We start from the raw sequence: 25,986 nt of genomic DNA, 5'->3' as shown, positions 1-25,986 counted from the left end.
ATATTGAAAATTATTATATCATAAATAAATATTGCAAGTAAAAATCAAAGCATTGAAAAGTAAAAAAGCTGCAAGTAAAAAATAATTTTATTAGAATTTTTCAGAATTAATTACCAACAGCTTAAAAAAATCTTTTTATTTTTAGTTTTTGTCTCATTTAATTGCTTACAGGTTAAAAATTTTCTCTTAATATTTTTGCTGCTTCTTTATTTCCAAATTTTTCTGCCATTAAAAAGTAATTTTTTGCAGTCTGGTATTTTTCCTGATTATAATACAGAACTCCCAAATTATACATAGAATCGCTGTCATTATGTTTTACGCCCATAAGATAATATTTCTCCGCTAGATCGTATTTTCCCTGCTCGTCATATAATAATCCCAGATTAAACATAGCATCACTGCTGTTATTTTTTATAGCCATAAGGTAATATTTTTCTGCAAGGGAGAATTTTTTCTGAATTTTATATAGTATTCCTAAATTGTACATAGCCTTGGTACTGTTATCTTTTACAGCTATAAGATAATACTTTTCTGCGAGATTATATTTCTTTTGATTGTCATACAGTAACGCCAGATTAAATGTAGCATCACTGTCATTGGCTTCAACAGCCATGAGATAATACTTTTCTGCAAGAGGATATTTTTTCTGATTATCGTATATAAGGGCTAAATTATACATCGCATCACTGTCATTTTCTTTTATCGCCATGAGATAGTATTTTTCTGCAAGGCTGAATTTCTCCTGATTGTCATATAACAGTGCCAAATTATACATGGCATCGCTGTAATTCTTCTGAATAGCCATAAGGTAATACTTTTCCGCAAGGGTATATTTTTTTTGATTATCATACAGTAAGCCCAGATTATACATACCGGTATCCGATTCTTCTTCTACAGCCATGAGATAATATTTTTCTGCGAGATCATATTTTTTTTGATTTTCATATATCAGCCCGAGATTGGTCATGGCACTGCCGTTATTATATTTCACGGCCATAAGATAATACTTTTCCGCAAGATCATATTTTTCCTGCTCATCATATAATAGTCCGAGATCAAACATAGCATCACTGTCATTTTCATTTTTTATTTGCAAAAGATAAGAGCTCTCTCTTTCCTTGTCCTCTTTGGAAACGGCAAAGCTGTTATAATTAACTGCTAAGAGTAATAGTAAAAGAATAATTTTTTTCATAAAGCCTCCTGATTAGAATATTTAACATATTTTAACTTTAAAAATATATAAAGTCAAATATTTATATAACAGATGTTATATGAAAAAATTAAAGACAAAAATCATATTTCTGATTTTTAACAATAATGAAAATAAAAAAATGACTAATATTATACCAGTATAATATCAATACTAAGAACTATGAAAATTCAATAATTTTATTATATTTACAGGAGATCAGGATAATTTAATACCATAAAGAAAAAATATTAACAAAAGAGTCAATATTGACACGAAATAAAATGCATGTTATAATTCAGATCAAATTAACACTATATGAATATATGAACGTTAGGTGATTGATATGGATTTACAAAGGAGACAGCTTACCCAGATCAGTTTTTTGTATTATGAGAAAAATATGACACAGCAGGAGATATCGAAAATAACAGGTCTGTCCAGAATAAAAGTGTCCAGACTGCTTCAAAAAGCAAAGGATATGGGTATTGTTAAAATTACTGTTGATTACAGCGGTTCTTTTCTGGAAATGGAAAATAAAATTGCTGAAAAATACAAGCTGAAAGATGTAATAATAGTAGACGACAGTATTGATACCAACTCTAAAAATATGGTTGCCTCGGCAGCTGCATATTATCTTGAGAATAATCTTACAGATGAATGTACTGTAGCAGTGGGATGGGGGACTACATTAAGACTGGTACAGAATCACATAAATCCCATAAATAAAAAAATTCTGTTTTCTCCTATTATAGGCGGGCACGGGAAGAGTCAGTTTGATATCCATGCCTCTACAATAGCGTCCAGTCTTGCCAAAGAAACGGGATGCAGCTCTCTTTCGCTTCTGGCTCCGGCATTTGCACAGACCAGTATTGATAAGGAGATCCTTTTGAATGACAATATAATTCAGGAGGTTTTAACAGCTTCGGCAAAAGCGGATTTTGCACTTTTCAGTCTGGGGAATCCTCTTATTTCAGATAACAGTATTGAAAAATCGGGTTATCTTTCGGAAAATGATATGAAGCTTCTGCATAAGGAAAATGCATTATGTGATGTAGTTTCAATACTTTTTCTAAACGATAAGGGAAAAACCTGCTGTGAAAGTATTACTAACAGAAGTATCGGGATTAAGCCTGAGGAACTGAAAAAAATACCGGTAAAAATCTGTGTTATCGAAGGAGCTTCAAAGTATATTACTGCTAAAATAGCTCTAGAAGCAGATTTTATTGATGTACTCATTCTGGATAATAAGATGGCAGAATATCTTCTGCAAAATTAATTTTGATGGAAAGCTGTAAGCTGTATCTGTTAGAGATCTATTTAAAAAAGCATCATGAATAAAAATAATCAAAAAGGAAAATATTAGAATAAGAGATGATTTTGGTATCAGACAGAAGTCATCTTTTTTTAGTGTTTTTGACTCTTAAATATAAAATGGAAATATTTTAAAAGAAATTTTTTTGGAACAATGTTCTATGATGTTTTTGAATTCATTTTTTTATAAAAATTTTCCGGAATTAAAATAATGTAATGTGATAAAAACCTTTATAATTATATCTTTCAACTGTCAAAAAAAAATAATTATATAGAAGTAAAATTTTGTTGACAAAAAAAATAAAAAGGAATATAATCAAAATATAGAACAAAGATCTAATTTAAAATTCAGGTGAAGAAAATTGATTATAAAATTAAAGAGCTAAACGAATAAAGCAGTAAAAATATAATTGAATTTTTCAGAACTTTGTTCCAAAAAATAAAAGATAAAATTGTAAAGGAGATGAAAAAACTATAAATTGAGAAATATAATGTAAGTTATTGGTAAATATATTATGTTTAAGAAAGATGCAGATATGACAGCATCGATTTGAAGGAGAGAAAATGAAAGCGGATAAAAAAATACTTGCGTTATTAGCTTTAAATACTTTAGCTGCAATGCCAGGGGAGGCAGCAGAAAGTAAAACAGATAAATTATATAATAATATTGTGAAGAATATTCAAACAGGGAAATCAAATAATAAAAACTTTAAGCTGATAGAAAATATTTTAAAGCAGAAAAATAAAGAATTAAAAGATTTGTATTTACAAGGAAGTTATATAGTGAAGCCGGAATATTTGGAATGGCAGATATTTTTCAGCGGTTTTTATAACGAAAAAAATAAAGGCGACAATACATTGTCAAATGCAAAATATTACTCAGATCCTCAGAAAACAAGCGGGGAAAGCACACTTGATCCAAGTCAGACATCATTATACAGTGATATGGAAATAAACGGAAAATTCAAACCGTACAAGCCGGAACAGGAAAGTAAATTCGTAGATCTGGGGGTAAGTCTTAACATAAAAGGTATAGAAAAAAATATGTCTGATATAATTGTAGAAGATACGAAGCCTGTAGTGGTAAGCTCATCAGAGATAAGCTTCAATGCTCCGTCATCATTATCAATACCAAAAATAAATCTTGCAGGATTTAATCCAAGTACTCCTAAGATAACAACAATAAGTTTTAATCCTATACCAGTATTAAGCTTAAACGGAACAGGCGGAGGAAACGGCGGAATAACAGGGTTTTTCCCATATGGGGACGGCTCAGGACAAAACTCAATAATATCACAGATGGATATTACAAGCGGAACTATAAATGTAAGAACAGACCGATCAACAGGGAGTGTTCCGGGAAATTGGGATTATGATAATCCCGGATATTACAGCTATACATTGAATAATGTAACAGGAGCACCATCAGCAGGGCTTGTATATGACAGCAGAAGTATATATAATCCCGGGACAGGGACATACACTTATGAACAGGCGCTGCTGCCCACAGGAGTATACACAGATTCGATTAACAATAATCCGGGAGGATATACAAGCAGTGTGCAGGGCGTGTTTAAAGTAATAGATAATCCGGTAACAAGATTTGGTACTCCGGGCGGAAATGTAAATGATCTTACAGTAACTCTTGAAGGGGATGTGCCAAATGCGCAATTTTTGGAGCAGATACTCCATTATGATGAACACTACAGCGGAATACCAGATCCTGTCAGCGGTATGTGGAAAACATATACACTTGATGAACTTGAGGAAAGAAGCTGGATAACATCAGCGGAAAAATCAGAACTGGCCGGAAAATTTCTGGATACTGCACTTGGTCATACTACAGCAAACAGACCATTTCAATATGTAGAGAACAACAGTACATGGAATCTGAAAGGATCCAATGTAGTAGGGGTAAATATACAGGCTCACGGCGGATGGTCAGATGCAGACAGCATCTTTATGAATAAAGGGAAAATAACAGGATTAAATGAAGCAAGCAGTACGAATAATCTTATCGGAAAACAGGTTGCATTTATGTTTACGGAAGGAACAGCCCAGAGAAAACAGGAAGGTTTTGATAATACAGGAACAATAGAAATGAGAGCACCTCAAAGTGTAATCTATCTTATGACAAGTAATGCTTCTTCATATGACTATTCTGAAAACTCAGACAGTTACGGAAATAACAATATAAATGATAATCCCGGAAAGCATTTTTTGATGAACAGCGGTGATATTAAACTTTACGGGAACAATAATATCGGAGTGTATACCAATAATGCCCCGTTAATGAACAAATATAACAATGAGTATAACTATACAACAAGCTGGAATAAAAGTAAAGGAATAGGCAACGGTCTTCAAAGAACAGAAATAAGATTTAATAATCCTCTTACAATACTTGGAGACCAAAGTATAGGTGTTGATATAGAAAGAGAACTTAATTTTGCCAATTCCAAAATAAAACTTGATATTGGTACGGAAGATCCAAGACAGAATGTAGTAAACGCAGCAGGTGTTAACGGACTGGAAAACAGCGGTAATGCAGCAGGCGGAGATGCCTTGTATACTGACGGCTCAGCTGGTATCTATGTTAATATGACCGGGAATGTAATTTATGAATCTAAGTATGTATATGATCAGGTTAATCCGGCAAATAACATAAATATATCAACAAGCCATATAGATAACCCGCAGTTTACATTATCAGACTATCTGCTAAATGTAGGTTCATACTCAAGAGGCGGTGCAGGATTAAGAGTAGAGGAATACGGGGATGTAATACTTGGTTCATCATCTGATGCTTCTACTAATCATGAAATAAATCTTCTTGCAGGCGGTAAAAATAATGCAGGAATATATATTTCAGGAGATAATGCACAGGTGACTACTGACGGAATGATATTAAATATCGATGGAACAGAGCAGGTAGGAACTCAGATAGAAAATAACGGTATATTTTATCATAAAAACGGAGTAATAACAGTTAACGGAACTGATAATACAGGAATAGCAGTAAAAGCAACAGGATACGGGGAACTTTCTGGAGGAACAGTAAATGTAAAGGCTCATAACCTTGGTGTATATAATAATGAAAAATTTAATATGGTAAGCGGAAAAATAACAGCAGACGGAGCAGCAGCAGTAGGAGTATACAGTGCACTGTCAAACCTTGATACTAATCTTTCTGGAGGAACAGTAAGGGTAGAAAACGGAGGAATAGGACTTTATTCAGATAGAAACTCCGTAATGAATCTTTCACAGGGACTAACATTACAGTCGGGAAATAAAGGACTTTTATTCTATAACTATGATACAGCAGGACTTGCAGGGAAATACAACATGACCGGAACAGTAGCAGCAACAGTAGAAAACGGCGGAAATGCCTTTTATGTGAAGAACGGGCAGTCTCTGACAGGGTATTTAAATAATTCATTTACAGGAAGCGGAAAACTGGATTTAACAATGCAGTCAGGATCAAAACTGTACATACTTGAAGGAAAAGGAACGACAATGAACTTAACAGCAATAGACAGTATGTCAGCACCCGGTTCTCTTCTTACTCCAAATGTAGAAATAAACAGTGCGAGTGTAAGTGACTATATACCATTATCAATGGATAAAGGAACTCTTGTATTGGACAGAAGTGTAAATCTTGATAACAGTTCCGACATATACAAAAGATCAGAATTTACATCAGTATCAGTAGATGTAAACAGCGGGACAACATTATCGGGAACACAAAATGGACAGATAGGAATTGCACAGAAAAACTACAGCGGAACAACAGGAATAAATGAAATAAAACTGGATAATGCAGGAGTAATAGATCTTTCAGGAAGTAATTCAGTGGGGATAGCAGCGGATTACGGACATGTAATAAATATTAATAAAATCCGGACAACAGGATCAAATTCAATAGGAATAGTATCTGCAAACGGAACATTAACAGAAAATAACGGTGAAGTAGTAATAGGGGGATCAGATACAGCAGGAATCTACGGAGTAAATTATCTTGACGGAGTAACATCATCAACAGTATTGGGTTATGGAGATGATAGTATAAATATAAATAATAACGGAAAGATAACTTCGACAGGTACAGACAAAGTATACGGAATCTATGCGGATAACACAGCGGGAGCAGCATCTTCGGTAATATTAGGTTCAGGCTCAAATATAGACCTTAGAACATCAAACGGAGCAGTAGGAGTATATGCAAATAATACAAATGTAACAGGTGGCGGAACAGTAACAGTAGGAGCAAACGGACTTGGAATGTATGCTAAAGACAGTAATGTAAATCTGACAGGTATGACACTGAATCTTTATGGAAACAATGCATTAGGATTCTATCTTGACGGGACAACAAACTTCTCGGGAAGCGGAAACATAAATGTAGATGGTCAGAACATAGCATTATTTAATACAAATTCAAGCGGAAGCTTTGCAAATAATTTTAACGTAACATCAACAGCAGGCTCAAGCTATGTGGTAGGAAACGTAAATAACGGAACATTTTATTATAATGGTACAGCAAATTTAGGAGCAAACGGAAGCTTGATAAACGGGGCAAATTCGGCAGTGCTTCTTGATACATCATCAAATATAACAGGGACAGGATCAAATATAGTAGGAGCCGTACTAAACGGTCAGTATACAGGAACAGCACCTGCAGGATTTACATCAGCTGTAGACGGGGAGAACAGAGGTTCAATAGTTCTTGGTGATAATTCGGCAGGCTTGTACGGGACAAACGGGGCAAAACTTCTGAATAAAGGAACTATAAATGTAGGAAATGCTTCAATAGGCATGTCAGGGAAAGGAACTGGTTCATCACTTACAAATGACGGAAATATAACATTGGGAGCAGGTTCGGAAGGAATATACGGAAATGAAAGTACAAGTATAATAAATGCAGGAAATATAACAGGGATTTCTGCAAGCGGGACTGGTCTTTATGCAGAAAGTACATCAGCAATGTCAATAAATAACAGTGGAATAATAGACATGCAGGGAAATGATTCAAGAGGAATCTATACCAAAGGAACAGGAATAAAAACAATAGTAAATACAGGAACAGTAAAAACAGGAAATTCATCAGATGTATCAAAGCCCGGAACAGGAATTTACAGTGATAATGCAGGAGATATAATAACAAATAACGGGACAGTGGAGACAGGAGTATCATCAGTAGGAATTTACAGTAAATCAGGAACAGTAAACCAAAACGGACAGATAAAAACAGGATCAAACGGAACAGGAATTTATGCAGACGGAGCAACTGTAAACCTTACAGCAGGATCTGTACTGGAGACAGGGACAGGCAACGGAGTGGGGGTATATGCATTAAACGGAGCTGCAGTAGTAAATAACGGAACAACAATAACAGGAAATGAAAGCTACGGATATGCATTAAAATCAGGAGCTGATCTGACAAATAATACAGCAGCAGTACTGGGAGAAAGTGCAGTGCTTGTGTATGCAGACGGAGCAGGAACAGTAATAAATAACGGTAATATATCAATGACAGGTTCTAATAATGTGGGGATCTACAGTGAAAACGGCGGTACAATAGTAAACAGCGCTCTAATAACAGGTGTAACAGGTCAGGCCAATATGGGAATATATAACCATGGGGGAAGTATAAATAATACAGGGAATATATCAGTAGGGGATTCAATAATAATAGATCCGAATGATTCTACAAAAAACAGTTATGCAATAGGAATTTACGGAGATAATTCAGTAATGGAAAATTACGGGGACATATCAGTAGGAGCAAACGGAGTAGGAATTTATACAAAGAAAGCATCAGTGCCGGCAAAGAACTATGGAGATATAACGAGCAGCTCAGACGGAGCAATAGGAATATTTGCAGAATACAGCAAAGTGGAGAACTACGGAGATATAACACTCGGAGGGAAGAACTCTATAGGTATCTACGGAAACAAGACATCAGATATAGTAAACCACGGCGTAATAACTCTGAATAACGATGATTCTACAGGAGTAATGCTGAATATAAATTCAACGCTGGATAATCAGGGAACTATAAATGTCAACGGAAATAACAGCAGTGCAGTAGTCTTAAAAGGCGGATCAAAAATAATCAACGGCGGTACAATGAATATAGCCGGAGGAGTAACAGGTTCAACGAATATATCATACGGCGGAACAAGCTATCCGATACCAAGTATAATAAATGCAGGAGTAATAAGAGTATCGGAAAACTTTGAGACAAAAGGAATAGATATATCAATAAAAGTAGACCCGGCAACAATAACAGCACCAACAATAGCAGCAGATGCCGGAGCAGCCTTTGTATCAAATGCGGTAAAGTTTTATGCACCGACATTTAATACGACAGACCCGATAGGAATTTTAAGCGGATTTACTGCCGGAACACATGCAGATGTATATAAATTCGAAGATGTATTTAATCCTTTGACAGATGATCATGGAGGACCAAATACAGGACTGGTAAAAGTAAAAAGTAAATCATTGACATGGAGTGCGACACCGGTAATGGATGAGGACGGATGTGTGGATATCTGGATGCAGAAAATACCATATGATGATTTTACATCAGGATTATGGTATGAAGACTTTGGCCGTACGCTGGATGAAAAGTATGTCGGCTCTGTGGGAAAAGCAGGACAGATATTTGACAAACTGGACAGTATAGAAACAGAAAGTGATTTTAGAAAGACAATGGCAAGTTTATCAGGAAATATGTATGCTAATATGAATCAGAGAGAGGAGACAATAATAGATGTTTTAGGTACATCGTTAAATCTTCTTCAGGACTCAAAAAATAACACAAAAGAAAATGTAAAAATAAATGTGATAGCAGGAAAAGGAAAGCTGACAGAGGATACAGACGGTGTAATAGGTTACAACTATGAATCTGTGGGAGTGCTGGCCTTAAGGGAGGTAGAAAGAACATATAAACATACATTCGGATACTCTGCTGGATATCTTCATACGAACTATGAAATGCTGGATGGAAACAGCAGTGAAGAGGATGCGGATACATTACAGCTCGGATTGCATAATAAATACAGATCAAATGATTGGATATTAAGAAATGATTTGTTAGGAAGAGTGAGTTTCCATAATACAGACAGAAATATAGACTGGACAAATACAGGAAGATCAGAAATGAACGGAACATATGAAACTTACAGCATAACAAGTGATAATAAATTAGGGAAAGAACTTTCACTTGGGAAAAATGCAAGCATAACACCATACGGCGGATTAGATGCAACTTATATTACAAGACCGGCATTTAACGAAAATGGTCTTGAAGCGCTGGAAGTACAGGGGAATAATGCGTGGAGCATAATGCCGAAAGCCGGAATGGAACTAAAAGGAGAGCTTCCATTGGGAGAAAAGAAACAATGGAAACTAAAAGGTGCGGTAGATATAGCTTACGGTTATGAGCTGGGTGACTTCAATGAGAGAGAATATGCAAGATTGGTAAATGTAGAGCAGAATTATCATAAACTGTCAAAACCGGAGGAAGAAAAAGGAGTACTAAGTACTAAAGCAATAATAGGTGCAGAGATAGAGGACAGATACGGAATCTTTCTTACAGGAGAGTATAAAACTGGTAATAACAGTGAAAATGAATACAGAGCAGGATTGACTTTGAAAGCGGTTTTTTAGGAGTTAAGTATTTGAGAACAGGAGATGAAATAGGGGTTTTCCTGTTCTTACGGAAAAAGAATTTTGAATTATATTAGCATGGATTTTGTAAAAATTGTGAATAAAAAATATATTCTTATGCAATATGTGGTATGTTCATACAAGAAATAATATTATTTTATTCAGATGGAAAATTTATAAATAAAACTTTTGATAAAAATAAATTCCTCAAAATATTTATTTGACATATGCAGTGAATATTTATGAATTTCGTCAGGTAATAATATAAGGGCTGAAATAGCTTTTAGCAGTAAAATTAAAAACCATCCGGAAGGATGGTTTTTTGGTATAACTAAATATTTTTAAATTGATTGATCAGAATTTTTATTGCGGATAAGGTGTATTTTTTTAGATCGCCTTCTCCGTTCTGTGTACTCCATTCATAAGCAAAACCTCTTATGGTAGTAAGAAAAACAGAAAGAATAAAATTCTCGGTATATTCATTATTAAAATAATTATTAGAATAAGCATCCTTAATAAGCAATTTCATCTGAGAGCCTAATAAATAAGTTTCCGAATCAATGAAGTGATCGCTTAGTTTCAGATAAATAATATGTTTGCAAAATTTGGGCCCGTATTTTAAAGCAAAATCTGTATAAATATCAGCGATTAATTCTATTTTTTCAAAAATATTTTTATTTTTACTTTTTTGCAGGAAAATTTTTATTCCCATTTCATCAGAAGAATAGTAAATCATTTTGATAAGATTTTCTTTTGACCCTATATGATGATAAAATGAGCCGTTAGAAACTCCGGCTGCTGCACATATTCTTCTGACAGAAACATCCTCATGATCATTTTCCATGAATAATTTTTCTGCGGCAGATAAAATTTTTTCTTTGGTATTAACACCCAATTTTGCCTCACCTCTCTTAAAAATTATTAGTATTAAGAAGCTAAAAATACAATTACATTATATAATGAAAAATTTGAAAAATCTATGTTTTATTTTTGTATTCGTAAAAATATGATATGAATTCAAAGATAAATTTATATTTTTACGTAATTTTTTAGAAACAGCAAAGAGCAGCCTGAGTTTTTCAAATAAATATAAAACTGGCAAAATTTATAAAATAATGGAATTATATGCAGATACTACTCTAAAAAAAGTATATTTCAGCCTTTTAATATAAAATAAATTTTATTCCTTGTTGACAATATAAAAAAATATTGTATAATATTACTGAAAGAACATAAGAACATATAGTGAACAAATGATCGTTTGTAAAAAGATTGAGAGGAGGAAAAAGTATGAAAACATATAAAATATTGGTAGCCTGTGGAAGCGGAGTTGCTACAAGTACTGTTATTGCTGATAGAGTAAAGAGGTTATGCGAGGAGAATGGTTTTAACGTTAATGTACAGCAGGTAAAGGTAGTACAGGTAGAAAATATGTCCAAAGATTTTGATCTGATTGTAGCAAGTACAAAGATACCTGATACTGTAACAACGCCTTATGTTTTTGCCATTAATTACTTAACGGGAGTAAACAGAGAAAAAACCGATTCTGATGTTATAGAGAAGCTGAAAAAAATAGCAGGATCAAATTAGTCTTACAAATAGTCTGTTATTTTAAATTAAAAGTGAATATGTCACTGCACAGGAAATTTTGGGATATACATTTTTCGAGACAATTAAGGAATACAATATAATAAAAAAATATAGGAGGTATTATTAATCATGAGAATCAAAATGTCCGAAGATCTGATGTTTTCAAGAATTGTTCTTGGATTTTGGAGGATGGATGAATGGAACTTAAGCACGGAAGAGCTTATTAAGTTTTTGGAAGAATGTATGGATATCGGAATAACAACAATGGATCATGCTGATATCTACGGGAATTATACATTTGAGGAGCTTTTTGGAAAAGCGCTGGAATTAAGACCCGATCTGAGAAAAAGGATGGAAATAGTAACAAAATGTACAATAGTCTATCCATCTGCAACTGTAAGAGTAAAGTATTATGACAGCAGTGAAAAATACATTGTTTCTCAGGTAGAAAGATCACTTAAAAATATGCGTACGGATTATCTGGATACATTACTTTTACACAGACCGGATCCGTTTATGGACCCGGAAGAGGTATCCAGAGCATTTGATAAATTACATAAAGACGGAAAAGTAAAAAGCTTCGGAGTTTCGAACTATTTACCGCATGAATATAAAATGCTGAAATCTTATCTGAATGTACCTCTTGTTACCAATCAGGTCGAGCTTTCGTGTCTGCATATGGAAAACCTTGAAAACGGGACTATTCCTATGTGTCTTGAAGAGAGAATACATCCTATGATATGGTCTCCGCTGGCAGGCGGTAAGATATTTACCGGCGACGGAGAAAAAGAAGTACGTTTGAGAGAAACTCTGGAGATAGTAAGAGAGGATATCGGAGCAGATTCTATAGATGTGGTTGCATTTGCCTGGCTGCTTTCACATCCTGCGAAAGTAGTTCCGATAACAGGTTCGGGAGAAATGAAGTATGTAAGAAAGCCTGTGGAAGCACTAAAATATAAGCTTACACCCGAGCAGTGGTTTATGATATGGACAGCGGTAAAAGGTCATAAAGTATTATAATTTTGCATAATCTTCCGTATTGATATTAATAAAACCGGATATCCGGTTATTATGATAAAAGAAAATTATAAATGGAGGTTTATAAATGGAAATATTACAATGGATTTTGGGTCTGGGTGCTTCTGTAATGCTTCCTATTATCATGTTTGTTTTTGCCATGATAATGGGGGCAGGCTTTACAAAATCATTCAGATCAGGTATTACTATCGGAATTGGTTTTACGGGAATCAATCTTGTTATCAATCTTCTTACCTCTTCGCTGGGACCGGCTTCAATAGCAATGACTGAAAGACTGGGACTGAATCTTACCATTATTGATATAGGATGGCCTGCAATGTCCGCTATATCATGGGCATGGGTTGCTGCCGGTCTTCTGATTCCGGTTGTTCTTGTTATTAACTTTATAATGCTGTCCTTAAAATTAACTAAAACAATGAATGTGGATTTATGGAATTTCTGGCAGTTTTCATTTATAGGAGCAGCAGTCACTGCTACAAGCGGAAGCGTAATGTGGGGAATGGTGGCAGCCAGTGTTGCGGCAGTCATCGCACTTCTTTTGGCTGATTATACACAAAAATATATTGAAAACTATTTCGGTATGCCGGGAATTTCTTTTCCGCATCTGACAGCTCTTGGATTCATGCCGCTGGTTATTCCGCTTAACTGGATTTTTGACAGAATTCCCGGAATAAACAAATTGTACGCAAGTCCTGATACGATCAGAAAAAAATTCGGAATATTCGGAGAGCCGATGATAATGGGAATAATCATAGGAGCATTACTTGGAATTCTTGCAGGCTTTGGAGTAAGTGAAGTTTTGAAGCTGGCAATTGCGATGGCATCTGTTATGTTTATTATGCCGAAAATGGTGGCAATATTAATGGAAGGACTTATACCTGTTTCTGAGGCAGCAAGAGAATTCATGGCTAAGAAATTCGCAGGGCGGGAAATTTTTATCGGGCTGGATGCGGCAGTATCTCTCGGGGAGCCGTCAGTTATAGCAGTGGGGCTATTAATGGTGCCGATTACTATTATTCTTGCCTTTATTGTTCCGGGAAATCAGCTGCTTCCATTTGCTGATCTGGCTGTTATTCCGTTTATAGTATGTCTGATCACGGCAATGTCAAAAGGAAACGTAATAAGATCTTTGATGATATCTACGATTGTTATGGCAATTGTACTCGTATTTGCTACAAATCTTGCACCTGCTGAAACAATTATGGCAAAAACAGCAGGAGTAACGCTGCCTGACGGAGCGACATTAATAGGAAATCTGGACAGAGCAAATTTAATAACGTGGCTTCTTGTTAAATTTTTCTCGTTATTCAAATAAAAAAAACTAAAAACAAAAGGAGAATGAAACTATGAAATTGACAAAAAAAGAATTTTTAAAGTATGTAGATCACTCATTATTAAAACCAAATCTTACAAAAGAGGAGGTAGTGGCAGGTCTGAATTTTGCAAAGGAAAATGAATGTGCGGCTGTCTGTATTAATACCTGCAACCTTGATCTTGCTTATGAAATTTTGAAAGATACGGATGTAAAAATAGGAACTGTTATTGGATTTCCTTCAGGAGCGCATACTACATTTTCAAAAGTAGCGGAAACTATAGATGCATATGCAAGAGGAGCAGTAGAAATGGATATGGTTATAGATATAGGAGCACTTAGAAACGGTGAAGCCGATGATGTGAGAAAAGATATAGAGGCTGTGGTAAAAGCCAGTCCGGCTATAGTAAAGGTTATTTTTGAAAATTATTACCTTACTAAGGAAGAAATTGCTCTTGCATGTAAACTGGCGGAAGAAGCAGGTGCACATTATGTTAAGACTTCTACAGGTTTTGCTCCGGGTGGTGCAACTGTGGAGGATATAAAATTAATGAGAGCGTCTGTTTCGGATAAGATGAAAGTAAAAGCTGCCGGAGGGATATCAACATATGCAGACTGTATAGCAATGATAGAGGCCGGATCAGACAGAATAGGAATAAGCAAAACACAGGAGATTTTAAAAGAGCTTGAAGCAGGAATGTGATTTTATGAAAGAGCTGAGAATTCTTATGGCAGGCGGTCTGACACAGGATAAATTTGAAAAGAAAATAAAGGAACTGGAAGAAATATTAAAAAAAGAAAATATAACTCCTGTTATTACGACGGTTAATACTTATGAACAAAAGGATTTGTCATCTTTCGAGGAAAGCAACGATATGGTTCTTGCAATGGGAACGCTTAATATCGAATCGGTGCTTCCTGTAATAAACGGTATGGGTCTTATGTACGGCTGGATGGATAGAAATAAAATGATAGAAGAGATATTGAATATTGAAATAAAAAATTGATAACAGGCAGGTGTGTAAACAGATGACACAAGGTGTACTGAATTTGAAAAAAGAGTTAATATGGCTGGATGTTGACTTTCATTCAAAGGAAGAATTATTTAGAGAGGTAGGAAGAAGATTCGGTGAATTGGGATATGTAAAAAGCAGTTTTTCTGATGCACTTATGGAAAGGGAAAGTAAATTTCCCACAGGGCTTGCCACAGAGCCGTTTCAGGTAGCGATTCCTCATACTGATCCCGAACATGTAATAAAAGAAGCGGTCAGCTGTATAAGACTTGTTAATCCTGTAAAATTTCAGGATGTGGGAGATGAGGAAAATGAAATAAATGCTGAATTCATTTTTGTGCTGTGCATTCTTGAACCTGAAAAACAGATTGATGTGTTAAAATCACTGGTAGAAGCTTTATCCAATGAGGAAATAATGAACGGGATAAAATCAGCAAAAACTCCTGATGAGGTATACGATTTATTAATATATGAAGATTAGACAGTTTTCATGAAATAAAAAAATTTTTAGAGATATATTATTTTTAGCAGACAGGAAGAGAAATTTTTTATAAATTTTCTCTTCCTGTTTTTTATATGAGAATATTATGAAGCAGCAGTACAGTATTTAGTTTTTTCTGATATAAAATATTGCTGCTTTTTCTCTACAGCTTTATGATAACTTATGCTTTGATAAAAATTTTTATCATTTATTTTTGATTCTTTATGGTTTTATTTGTTATAAAGTTGATAAATTAAGATGAAATGTGGTAGAATGAAGTAAAAAGAATCATATTATGTGAAACTATTTGGAGGAAAAATGTTAGAAGCAGAAAGAAAACAGATAATTATTGATAAATTAATGAAAAAAAAGAGCATAAAAGTAAACGAGCTGGTAGAATATTTTGGAGTTGCCAAATCTACAATAAGGAGAGATCTGGATTCGCTCGAAGCTTCCGGAGTATTAAAAAGAACTCATGGGGGGGCAGTTTTAAATGAAAATTCTATACCCGCGACTTCATATAATGAGAAAGAAGATCCCTATATAGAGGAAAAAAAGCTTATTGCTAAAAAAGCTGCGAGTCTTGTAAAGGATAATGACGTGGTTTGCCTGAATTCAAGTACTGTTACTATATTAATAGCAAAAGAAATAACTGCCAAAAATGTTACAATAGTTACTAATAACCTTGATGTGGCAATCTATATTTCGCAAAAAGAAGGAATTGACCTTGTGGTTACAGGAGGAAATTTTATCCATAAACATAATTCTATGGAGGGACCTGCTACAGTAACTCAATTTTCTGAAAACAGGTATAATATAGCCTTTATAGGAACAAACGGTATAGATTCTAAATTCGGAGTCTGTACTTACACATCTCTTGAGGCAGAATCCAAAAAAATAATAATAAAAAATTCAAAAAAAACATTTATAGTATGTGAACATACTAAATTTGACAATTTTGGTTTCAAAAAAGTAGCATCTCTGGATGAAATTGACGGAATTATAACTGATTATAAAATTAATAAAGAAATTTTGGAAAAATACAGTGAAAAAACAGATATTATAATAGCTTCCCCTGACAATGCGGAATAAAAAAGGAGGGAAACCATGAAAGAAAATAAAAAAAGTCAGCAAACCGGCTATGATATATCATATGCAGAAAAAACAGACATAAATGAATGGATGAAATTGGTAGATGTGGTAAAAAATGATTTTACGGGATTAATTAAGGAAGAGTATGAAAAAATACTGCTGGATAATATAGAGTCTAAAACAGCCTTGTGTGCAAAAGTCAAAGATAAAATAATCGGAGTATTGCTTTTTTCAGTAAAAGAAAATATTTTATCTTTTCTTGCCGTTCACCCGGAATACAGGGGAATAGGAACGGCTACAGCTTTAATCAGGAATATGGTAAAGAAATTTCCCAAAAACAGTAATATATGGGTTACCACTTACAGAGAAGGAGATACCAAAGGAGAAACCGCCAGAATTTTATATAAAAAATGCGGTTTTGAAGAAGGTGAATTAATTGAAGAATTTGATTATCCATGTCAGAAATTTGTGCTGCATGTAGTCTGAGCGCAGGTTTTTGGATCGGATTAAATAAAATTACTATGAACGGAGTTGGGATATGATACAATCACTGGCACATATTGCCTTAATAGTAAAAGATTATGATGAGGCCATAGATTTTTATACGAATAAATTACATTTTACACTTATTGAAGATACTTATCAGCCAGAGCAGGATAAACGCTGGGTAATAGTGGCACCCCGAGGATCTGCGGGGACAACATTGCTTTTAGCAAAGCCCTCTAATCCGGAGCAGGAGACATTTATAGGCAATCAGGCCGGGGGCAGAGTCTTTTTATTTCTGGCAACAGATGATTTTTGGAGGGACTATAATGATATGCTTTCTAAAAATATAGAGTTTGTAAGAGAACCTAAAGAACAAGAATACGGGACAGTAGCGGTCTTCAAGGATTTGTACGGAAATCTGTGGGATTTAGTTCAATTTGCCGAGGGGCATCATGCTTCTGTATAGGAAAAATAACAAGAGATCAATTGTTGAAATTTAATAAAAAAAATTGAGAGTCGATAATTTGGATAAATTATTTCTGTCTCTCATTTTTTATTGCTGTAGAAAAAATAAGGTATACAGTAGAAATTATAAAGATATAAATAATATAAAAATGTAAAAATTCTATTTATTATTTTATAGAGAAAAGTTACATTTATGTCTCTTGATTTCGAATAATAAAACAAAACCATTGTATTACAATTTATGTTGTATAAACAGTTGTTTTTACAATAAAAATAGAAAATATAATTAATTTGAAATAAGTTATTTATATATTATATATGAAATTATTTTCTGAATTAAAATATTATTCTTTGTTAATAATGGATTGATTCATATTTTTGAAAATGAAAAATTTTTTTTTATTAAAAATAGAATAATAAAAAAATATAAAAAAATATTCTAATATAATATTGAGCAAATGGTTAAATAAAAGTACGCCTTTGTTAAATTTTACGAATATACTAATATAAATATTTTACTAAATTTTAGCTTTAAAGTCAATTTTAATGTAAATAGAATAAAAGAATAATAATTTGTCCGACTTGTAATAATCGCTTAAAACATGTATTTTCTATTCGTAAAATTTAACAAAGGCGAATATATAAAAAAACTTATAAAATATAACTTATTTTGAAAGGAGGTTTAATGAAGAAAAGTATAATTGCAATGTTAATTATTGTCAGCTGTATCTCTCTGGCAGCTAAGAAAAATAAGCAGGAAATTGAAGTTCCGAATATAGAAGCACAAATGGAAAAAGCAGATAAAATAGAAAACTATAGAGCCAAGAAAGATGTAGCCTGGCATAAAACAGAATATAACAAGGTGTTGAAATACCTTAACAAATCTAAAAAGTAGGAGGCAGAATGAGAAGGATAATTTTGATTTTTTCACTGTTAACACTGTCATTGATGGCTTTTGGCGAGGAAATAAAAGTAGACAGATCAGTGGAAGAAAGTATAACAAAGGACTATGATCAGGACGGAGTTTATTCCTCGTATGAAAAAGCTTTGAGAAGAGCTCAGGAGTCAGTATATGTAAAGCTTCCTGAAAAAAGAGGATACTGGTATACAATACTGGACAGAGTAAAAGCAGAGGAAGAGGAACTGATGCCGGAAGAAATTAACAGAATGAGAAGAAGATAGCGCTTTAAGGGAGGTAAAATGAAAAAAACAGTAATCTTAATATTTTTGACAGTAATGGGAACGATGCTTTATTCAGCACCGACTTATGAATATAAAAGAGAATTAAGGGAAGGTGCAAGAGGAAAATGGACAAATCTGAGAAAACATCTGAACAGCGGCCAAAGGCTGGAAAAAGAACTGGTAAAGGTGGACAGGCAGATAGATAAAAAGGTAAGTGAGATACAGGAAATAGAAGATTTATTATTTAGAATAGAACAGTACAAAGCAGCAAATAATATAAGATAACAGGGAGGAATAATGAAAAGAAATAAGAAATTATTAGTATCATTTCTAGCACTGAATGCGATACTAACATCTTATGCACAGGCAGAAACAGTACAATCGGCAAGATATGAGCGAATGTATAACGGAATAGTAAAGAATCTGGAAAAAGGCAGTTCAAATGAAAAAACCTACCAAACAATAGAGAAAATATTAAATCAGAAAAATAAGGAATTAAAAGATTTGTATCTACAGGGAGATTATATAGTAAAGCCTGAATATCTGGAATGGCAGGTATTTTTTACAGGGTTTTATGAAGAATATAATGAAGGAGTGGATAATTCCAAGGAGAATGCAAAATATCACTCAAAGGTAACTGGATATTATGATGATAACGGAAATTATGTTGTAACAAGCGGTATGATAGGCGGACTGGAAGGGAAACCACATAAACCACTGCAGCAGCCGAAAGAAATAAATCTTGGAGTTAGTATTCCAATAAAAGGAATGACAAGAGAGCCACTTAACTTATCTTTGAGTCCAGCAGGAGAAATTGTTATTAATCCAAATACACAAAATATTACTCCACCAACATTTTCATACAATGGGAGTATAAATATTAATGAATTTAGTATAAATTTACCCAGCGTAGATCCACCAACAATAAATCCAGTTTCAATAATACCGTTTTCAGTTCCTGATACTGGAAATACTGATGAACAATGGGTACTAAATTGGAGTGGGTCAGGACATCAAATAGGCTCAGGGTCTTATCAGAATGCTATAATAGCACAACAAGATCTGAGCGGAGGTACTTTAAATATTGAAAATAATGGTGGTACATATACTGCTGATATTGCTAATACTACTATTGTTGGAAAAAAGGGATCAACAAATACAAGCACAGCAAACGGGGTACTCAATGGTCAGTGGTTGAATTTAAACCAAGCATATATATTGAAAATAGTAGGTGGAGTAACAAGTAATATAGATAATATGGAGATAGTTTATCAGGGAAATGCAGGATCAACACTTACAAAACCATTATTCTTTACAGATGCACATAATAATGGGAATAGAGCCTCTATCTGGTCAATTGGAAATGCTACGAATATAACATTAAAAGGTGAAAATATCTTGTTGTATTCTGTGCAGTCACACGGAAGTGCTACAGATTCAGGGCTAGAAAATTCAGGAACCATAGTAGCAGATAATCTGTTATCAAATTCACATGACAGAATAATTTTTAATACTTCGTATGATAATACAATTAATAATAACAGATATTTTTATATGACAAATAATTCTAGCGGACTAATTGAACTTGATGGATTGAGAGATTTACTTGTAGCAGTTAATGTTCCTGGAAATATTAATGGAGGAACATACTTTACTAATGATGGGGAGATATTACTAAATGGTGTAGAGTCTAAAGGAGCTATATTGAATCCGAATGCTCCGAATGGAACTTTTAATGCACAGATAAATAATAATCCTGGTGGAACGAAATTGACATTTAATAATCCATTGAAACTAAGAGGAGACGGCTCTATAGGTTTAGCTTTTTTAAGGGAAATAAATCTTGGATTGTCAAAGCTTAATCTTGTAATAGGTGATGATAGAAATAAAGGGTATGATGCTTCAACTTATACAACAACAAAAAATCTTGCATCAACTGGGAATTTAGCTGGTAATGATTCTGCCCTTGTAGAGGATGCAATAGGAATATATTATAATGTGACACAAAATATAAGCACTTTTACTAATGCTGAAAGAACATTGGAGAATTATGATATAACATTTGGAGATTATGCTAAACATAGTACATTAGTGAGAATAGACAAAGGAGACTTAATATTAGGTAACAGTAATATATCAACAATAAATATAGGTGGGGATTCGGGTAATTTTGGTTTTGTAGTAACAGGATCTAATTCATCACTAGAGGTACGACCAGATATACAAGTAGGAACTTCTCTGAAAAATTCAGATAATTCAATAGCAGCATATGCTGGGAATAATGGAGAGATAACATTCAGTGGAACAACAGTAAATACATATGGAATAGGAGCACATGCTTTTTTTGCGGAAACAGGTGGTACTATAAAAAATAATGCGACCATTTTAAACAGAGTAAATGTAACTACAGTTAGAGATGAAACAGCAACATTATTTGCAGATGGAGGAAGTATAATATTTAATAATGGTGGTGATTATAAAGCATTGGGGGATAAATCACTAACAGTATATGCAGATAATGGAGGAATAGTTACCTTAAGATCAGGAGTTGGAACTAATAATTATGAAGTAAATACAAATGGAGTATTGTTTTACAAAGATAATTTAGGAGAAATTAATATAGACGCTACAGGAGGCAAAGCAATAATGAGCGTCGGAGATGGTTCAGTATTTGCAATTTCAAATGGTGGAACAAACAAAATTAATTTTTTAGGAACGGCAGGGGATTTAGAGGTAACATTAAAAAATGGATCAACAGGATTTATATTTGATTCTCTTGGTAGTCCATTGTCGATAGCTGGGATAAATTCTGCGCTTGCAAATAATTTTTCAGGATTGACTAATTTAGATATGACACTAGATGCAGGATCAAGATTATTTGTAGTAGAAAATTATGGGACATCAGATTTTAGTGCAGTTTCTAGCATAAGTTTGGGTACAGGAATATTTAATAATGTATTCGATAATGGTGGAAAAGGGATGTTTCTATGGAAGGGTGTATTAAAATTAGATGGAATTGGAACTGTAAATTTAGACAATGCTTCCGACCCGTACTTTAATGTAGAAAAGTCTGTGTCTGGTGTAGAAGTTGATACAGGTTATGTAGTAAATGGTACAAAAGATAATCAAATTGGTTTTGCTGATATAAATCCATATTCTACAGTATATGTGAAAATGACTAATAATGGAATAATCAGTTTAACTGGAAAAAATACAATAGGATTTTATACTGATAATGGGGAAATTAATAATAATAGTACATTAAATATAACAGGCCAAGGTGGATTAGCCATTTTTGGAGAAAATGATACAAAAATAAAAAATACAGGAACAATAACAATAGGTGATGCAGGAATAGGTATTTATGGAATTTCTTATCAAACACCTTCTTCTGCCCAGACATACGGTAATGGAAAAATAGATATTGAGAATAATGGTACAATAATTGCAGGTGTTGGATCTAAAGCAATTGGAGTATATGCTAATAATAATAAGACAGGAGGGATACTAGGAGATGCACAAATAAAACTTTTATCAGGAATTGTAGATGTTTCCGCTTCAGATAGTGGAATAGGAGTTTATGTAAATAAAGGAACTGTAACTGATTTAGGCTCTACAATAACCGTAGGTAAAAACGGAGTAGCCTTTTATGCTAAAGATAGTCATGTAACTTTGACAGGAACTACGATAAATTTATTTGGAGATAATTCATTAGGAATTTACCTTGATGGAGTAACAAACTTTAATGGTAGTGGTGATATAAATATAAATGGTAAAAATATAGTATTATTTAATATGAATTCAAGTGGAATAATTTCTAATAACTTTAATGTAACGGGAATAGCTCCAGGTTCTACTTATACGATAGGGAATATAGTAAATGGATCATTTAATTACACAGGATCAAGTATACTTTCATCAAATGGAGTATTAGTATCGGGTCAATATTCATCAGTATTTCTAAACGGGTCAACAATAACAGTAAATCCGGGTTCTACGAATGTAGCAGCAATAGCTCTTGATGGACAGGCTGGAACTTTTGTTGCAGGAATGTCGGCTAACACAGATGGTGAAAATAACGGGACAATAATTTTGGAAAATGTATCAGTAGGATTATATGGTAAGAATGGTGCAAGACTGAAAAATACAGGGGGAACAATAACAGTAGGAGATCAGTCAGCTGGAATAATGACATCAGGAGCAGGAAGTACAGCAGTGAATACTGGGATAATAACTGTAGGATCTGGTTCACAGGGAATTACGCTAAAAGACGGAGCAGATATTATAAATGATACAGGTGCTGGTATATTTAGCTCTGGAATTAATTCAGTAGGAATATATGCAGATAATGTGACAGCTCCTATAATAAACAATGGAACGATACAGCTTCTGGGGGATAAGTCAATAGGAATATTCACTAAAGGTGCGAGCGTAAAAGCAATAAATAATACCGGATTAATAGAGGTAGGGAATTCGAGCAGCATAAATGATCCGAGCATAGGAATATTCAGTGAAAATGCAGGAGATGTGATAACAAATACAAATACAATAAAATCTGGAATAAATTCAATAGGAATATACAGCGCAGGAGGAACAGTAATCCAAAACGGAGTATCTGATATAGGAAATACAGGAGTAGGAATATACTCTACAAATGGAACAGTAAATGTAGGGGGGACTTCGGTATTTAATTTTGGAACTGACAATGCAGTAGGAGTATATGCGATAAATTCTGCAGTAACAAATAATGCGACAATGAATATAGGAAGCGGAAATTATGGTTTTGTTCTTACAAATGGTACATTTACAGGAGGAACGGGCAGTGTAACTATGGGAAGTGACTCGGTTTATGTTTATAGATCTGGTTTGGGAACAATTACAAATGGTTCTACAGTGACAATGAGCGGTTCAGATAACATAGGTTTCTATATAGTAGATGGCGGAGAAATTGTAAATAATGCCAATATAACAGGAACAATAGGAAATAATAACGTTGGTATTTATAATGTAGGGGGAAAAATTGATAATACTGGAACAATTGCAGTAGGAGCTTCAGACCTTATAATTCTTACTGATTCAGATGGTGTAAAATCCGTGGATGTTCAAAACAGTAAATATGCTGTAGGAGTTTACGGGGAAAATTCTGTTATTACAAATCAATCATTAGGGAATATTTCAATTGGTTATGGTTCAATAGGAGTAGTTGCTAAAAAAGGAAGTGCTGTAAATGACGGAGCAATTACAGGAACCGGGGATAGAATGATGGGAATGTATTCTGAAGGGGCTACTGTAACTAATAATGGAACTATAACATTAGTTGGAGATGATGTTATAGGAATGGCAGGTAATGGAAAAGGTTCTGTATTAATAAACAGTTCAACAGGAGTTATAAATGTAAGCGGTCAAAATGCAATAGGAATGTATGGAAATCTTAAATCAGAAATAATAAATGCAGGTACGATAATAGCTAATGGACCGGGAGCTCAGGGAATAGTGCTGTCACAGGGTTCTACTTTAGATAATACAGTATCCGGAACAATGATAGTAAATTCTATTACATCTGGAAATTATGGTTCATCTGTTGGGACTACATATCCGACACCTTCAATAATAAATTCAGGGGTAATAAAGGTATCGGAAAAATTTGAAACTGACGGAATAAATGTAGTGATAAAAGTAGATCCAAGTACAGTAACAGTACCGACAGCTTCGGAAGTAACAACCGGAGGATATGATCCTATAGCACACGGGGCGGATTATCTGATATCCAATGCGACAAGTATAGAAGCACCATCATTTAATATAACAAATCCATTACAGATAACTGGAAATTTTGCAGAAGGAACAAATGTGAAGAAGTATAAACTGGAGGATGTAATAATACCAGGATCAGGAAATGGAATAGATGCAGGATTAGTTCCGGTAGTAAGTAAATCACTAACATGGAGAGCGACACCTGTAGTGAATAATTCTGGAAATGTAGATATCTGGATGGAGAAAATAGACTATGACGAATTCACAGATGGTTTATGGTATGAAGATTTTGGACGTGCATTGGATGATAAATACTTTAATGCTCAGGGAGATGCCTTAAAGATTTATGATAAAATAGATGTAATAGAAACAGAATCTGATTTCAGACATGTAATGGCAAGTCTTGCAGGAAATGTATATGCTAATATAAACCAGAGAGAATACGACATAGCAAAGGCATTTGAAGAATCACTGCACTTATTGCAGGATTCAACAAACAATACAAAAGAAAATGTAAAAATAAGTGTAATAGCTGGAAAAGGTAAAAATAAAGAAGAAACAGACGGTGTAACAGGGTATGACTATACAACAACAGGAGTACTGGCTTTAAGAGAAGTGGAAAGAACATATAAGCATACATTTGGTTATTCATTAGGATATGTTCATACAGGCTTTGAATTCAAAGACGGAAATGAAAGTGAAGAATGGGTAGATACAATCCAGCTGGGAGTACATAACAAGTATAGATCAAATGGATGGAAAATAGTAAATGACCTGACAGGAAGAGCAAGTATCCATAATGTGGACAGAAATATAGACTGGCCTTCACCGTTAGAAAGATCAGAAATGAACGGAACATATGAAACATACAGTATAACAAGTGACAATATACTAGGGAAAGAATTCGGATTAGGGAAAAAAGCAAGTATAATGCCATATGGAGCATTCAGAGCAATGTATGTGACAAGACCTACATTTAATGAAAGCGGACTGGAAGCCCTTGAGGTGGAAGGAAATGATGCATGGAGTGCGAAGCCTAGAGCTGGGGTAGAGCTGAAAGGAGCAATACCTTTAGGAGCTAAGACAGCATGGCAGCTGAAAGGAACACTTGACCTTGCATACGAATATGAGCTTGCAGACCTTAATGAAAGAGAAAAGGCAAGACTGATAGCCATAGAAGACGGCTATCATAAATTGTCGAAGCCGGAAGATGAAAAAGGAACATTCAGAACAAGAGCGGCAATAGGAGTAGAGGTAGAAGACAGATACGGAATATTCCTGACAGGAGAATACTCAACAGGAAATGATAAGGAAAATGATTACAGAGCAGGAGTAACTTTAAAGGCAGTATTTTAATTAATAAAAAGAGAAAGTAGAGGGTTTCCGGAAAAAA

Annotated in this window: 17 protein-coding genes; 15 read left to right on the top strand and 2 right to left on the bottom strand. The window is 34.1% G+C overall.

Features of this window, described 5'->3' with window-relative positions:
- Positions 1–172: 172 nt before the first annotated feature.
- On the bottom strand, positions 173–1,192 hold the full coding sequence (locus STERM_RS21445) for a tetratricopeptide repeat protein (protein WP_012863142.1): 1,020 nt from the start codon (positions 1,190–1,192) through the stop codon (positions 173–175).
- A gap of 343 nt (positions 1,193–1,535) precedes the next feature.
- Between STERM_RS21445 and STERM_RS18425 the strand changes: the two genes are divergently transcribed.
- Positions 1,536–2,468, top strand: coding sequence for a sugar-binding transcriptional regulator (locus STERM_RS18425; protein ID WP_012863141.1), 933 nt, complete (start codon positions 1,536–1,538; stop codon positions 2,466–2,468).
- Positions 2,469–3,067: 599 nt separating this feature from the next.
- Positions 3,068–10,180, top strand: coding sequence for an autotransporter domain-containing protein (locus STERM_RS18420; protein ID WP_012863140.1), 7,113 nt, complete (start codon positions 3,068–3,070; stop codon positions 10,178–10,180).
- Between the two features lie 331 nt (positions 10,181–10,511).
- On the opposite strand, the gene STERM_RS18415 is transcribed toward STERM_RS18420, so the two are convergent.
- Positions 10,512–11,075: a TetR/AcrR family transcriptional regulator gene (locus STERM_RS18415; protein WP_012863139.1), complete on the bottom strand. Its 564-nt coding sequence runs from the start codon at positions 11,073–11,075 to the stop codon at positions 10,512–10,514.
- A 395-nt stretch (positions 11,076–11,470) separates the two neighbouring features.
- Here STERM_RS18415 and STERM_RS18410 point away from each other — a divergent pair, with 395 nt between their 5' ends.
- The 13 genes from STERM_RS18410 to STERM_RS18350 all read left to right on the top strand — a co-directional run bounded on the left by STERM_RS18410 (position 11,471) and on the right by STERM_RS18350 (position 25,949).
- On the top strand, positions 11,471–11,770 hold the full coding sequence (locus STERM_RS18410) for a PTS sugar transporter subunit IIB (protein WP_012863138.1): 300 nt from the start codon (positions 11,471–11,473) through the stop codon (positions 11,768–11,770).
- A gap of 129 nt (positions 11,771–11,899) precedes the next feature.
- Entirely contained in the window at positions 11,900–12,790 is an 891-nt protein-coding gene (locus tag STERM_RS18405) for an aldo/keto reductase (protein WP_012863137.1), read from the top strand.
- An 85-nt stretch (positions 12,791–12,875) separates the two neighbouring features.
- The gene (locus tag STERM_RS18400; RefSeq protein WP_012863136.1) at positions 12,876–14,123 is read left to right on the top strand and encodes a PTS galactitol transporter subunit IIC; all 1,248 of its coding nucleotides are present in this window, start codon (positions 12,876–12,878) and stop codon (positions 14,121–14,123) included.
- A 31-nt stretch (positions 14,124–14,154) separates the two neighbouring features.
- Complete coding sequence (gene deoC, locus STERM_RS18395; protein WP_012863135.1) at positions 14,155–14,823, top strand: deoxyribose-phosphate aldolase; 669 nt, start codon at positions 14,155–14,157, stop codon at positions 14,821–14,823.
- A gap of 4 nt (positions 14,824–14,827) precedes the next feature.
- Positions 14,828–15,127 carry a PTS sugar transporter subunit IIB gene (locus tag STERM_RS18390; RefSeq protein WP_012863134.1) on the top strand — a complete coding sequence of 100 codons (300 nt, stop codon included), beginning with the start codon at positions 14,828–14,830 and terminating at the stop codon, positions 15,125–15,127.
- A gap of 43 nt (positions 15,128–15,170) precedes the next feature.
- Positions 15,171–15,614 (top strand): PTS sugar transporter subunit IIA, encoded by a 444-nt coding sequence (locus STERM_RS18385; RefSeq protein WP_169305421.1) that lies wholly within the window; start codon positions 15,171–15,173, stop codon positions 15,612–15,614.
- Between the two features lie 318 nt (positions 15,615–15,932).
- Positions 15,933–16,706: a DeoR/GlpR family DNA-binding transcription regulator gene (locus STERM_RS18380; RefSeq protein ID WP_012863132.1), complete on the top strand. Its 774-nt coding sequence runs from the start codon at positions 15,933–15,935 to the stop codon at positions 16,704–16,706.
- Positions 16,707–16,721: 15 nt separating this feature from the next.
- Positions 16,722–17,192, top strand: a complete 471-nt coding sequence (locus STERM_RS18375; protein ID WP_012863131.1) for a GNAT family N-acetyltransferase — start codon at positions 16,722–16,724, stop codon at positions 17,190–17,192.
- A gap of 52 nt (positions 17,193–17,244) precedes the next feature.
- Complete coding sequence (locus STERM_RS18370; RefSeq protein WP_012863130.1) at positions 17,245–17,658, top strand: VOC family protein; 414 nt, start codon at positions 17,245–17,247, stop codon at positions 17,656–17,658.
- A 684-nt stretch (positions 17,659–18,342) separates the two neighbouring features.
- Positions 18,343–18,552: a hypothetical protein gene (locus tag STERM_RS18365; protein ID WP_012863129.1), complete on the top strand. Its 210-nt coding sequence runs from the start codon at positions 18,343–18,345 to the stop codon at positions 18,550–18,552.
- Positions 18,553–18,560: 8 nt separating this feature from the next.
- Positions 18,561–18,839, top strand: a complete 279-nt coding sequence (locus tag STERM_RS18360) for a hypothetical protein (protein WP_012863128.1) — start codon at positions 18,561–18,563, stop codon at positions 18,837–18,839.
- An 18-nt stretch (positions 18,840–18,857) separates the two neighbouring features.
- A complete protein-coding gene (locus tag STERM_RS18355; protein WP_012863127.1) occupies positions 18,858–19,124 on the top strand; it encodes a hypothetical protein in 267 nt (88 codons plus the stop codon).
- Between the two features lie 12 nt (positions 19,125–19,136).
- Positions 19,137–25,949 (top strand): autotransporter domain-containing protein, encoded by a 6,813-nt coding sequence (locus STERM_RS18350; protein ID WP_012863126.1) that lies wholly within the window; start codon positions 19,137–19,139, stop codon positions 25,947–25,949.
- Positions 25,950–25,986 lie beyond the last annotated feature (37 nt).

Source organism: Sebaldella termitidis ATCC 33386 (assembly GCF_000024405.1).
Lineage (GTDB): Bacteria > Fusobacteriota > Fusobacteriia > Fusobacteriales > Leptotrichiaceae > Sebaldella > Sebaldella termitidis.
Note: the sequence above shows the minus strand (reverse complement) of the source record. Positions and strands in the feature narration are given on the sequence as shown.

Coding starts and splice junctions, on each gene's coding strand:
- STERM_RS18360 (WP_012863128.1), top strand. CDS start 18,561: ATGAGAAGGATAATTTTGATTTTTTCACTGTTAACACTGTCATTGATG.
- STERM_RS18425 (WP_012863141.1), top strand. CDS start 1,536: ATGGATTTACAAAGGAGACAGCTTACCCAGATCAGTTTTTTGTATTAT.
- STERM_RS18370 (WP_012863130.1), top strand. CDS start 17,245: ATGATACAATCACTGGCACATATTGCCTTAATAGTAAAAGATTATGAT.
- STERM_RS18355 (WP_012863127.1), top strand. CDS start 18,858: ATGAAAAAAACAGTAATCTTAATATTTTTGACAGTAATGGGAACGATG.
- STERM_RS18400 (WP_012863136.1), top strand. CDS start 12,876: ATGGAAATATTACAATGGATTTTGGGTCTGGGTGCTTCTGTAATGCTT.
- STERM_RS18380 (WP_012863132.1), top strand. CDS start 15,933: ATGTTAGAAGCAGAAAGAAAACAGATAATTATTGATAAATTAATGAAA.
- STERM_RS18365 (WP_012863129.1), top strand. CDS start 18,343: ATGAAGAAAAGTATAATTGCAATGTTAATTATTGTCAGCTGTATCTCT.
- STERM_RS18420 (WP_012863140.1), top strand. CDS start 3,068: ATGAAAGCGGATAAAAAAATACTTGCGTTATTAGCTTTAAATACTTTA.
- STERM_RS21445 (WP_012863142.1), bottom strand. CDS start 1,192: ATGAAAAAAATTATTCTTTTACTATTACTCTTAGCAGTTAATTATAAC.
- STERM_RS18410 (WP_012863138.1), top strand. CDS start 11,471: ATGAAAACATATAAAATATTGGTAGCCTGTGGAAGCGGAGTTGCTACA.
- STERM_RS18375 (WP_012863131.1), top strand. CDS start 16,722: ATGAAAGAAAATAAAAAAAGTCAGCAAACCGGCTATGATATATCATAT.
- STERM_RS18390 (WP_012863134.1), top strand. CDS start 14,828: ATGAAAGAGCTGAGAATTCTTATGGCAGGCGGTCTGACACAGGATAAA.
- deoC (WP_012863135.1), top strand. CDS start 14,155: ATGAAATTGACAAAAAAAGAATTTTTAAAGTATGTAGATCACTCATTA.
- STERM_RS18405 (WP_012863137.1), top strand. CDS start 11,900: ATGAGAATCAAAATGTCCGAAGATCTGATGTTTTCAAGAATTGTTCTT.
- STERM_RS18350 (WP_012863126.1), top strand. CDS start 19,137: ATGAAAAGAAATAAGAAATTATTAGTATCATTTCTAGCACTGAATGCG.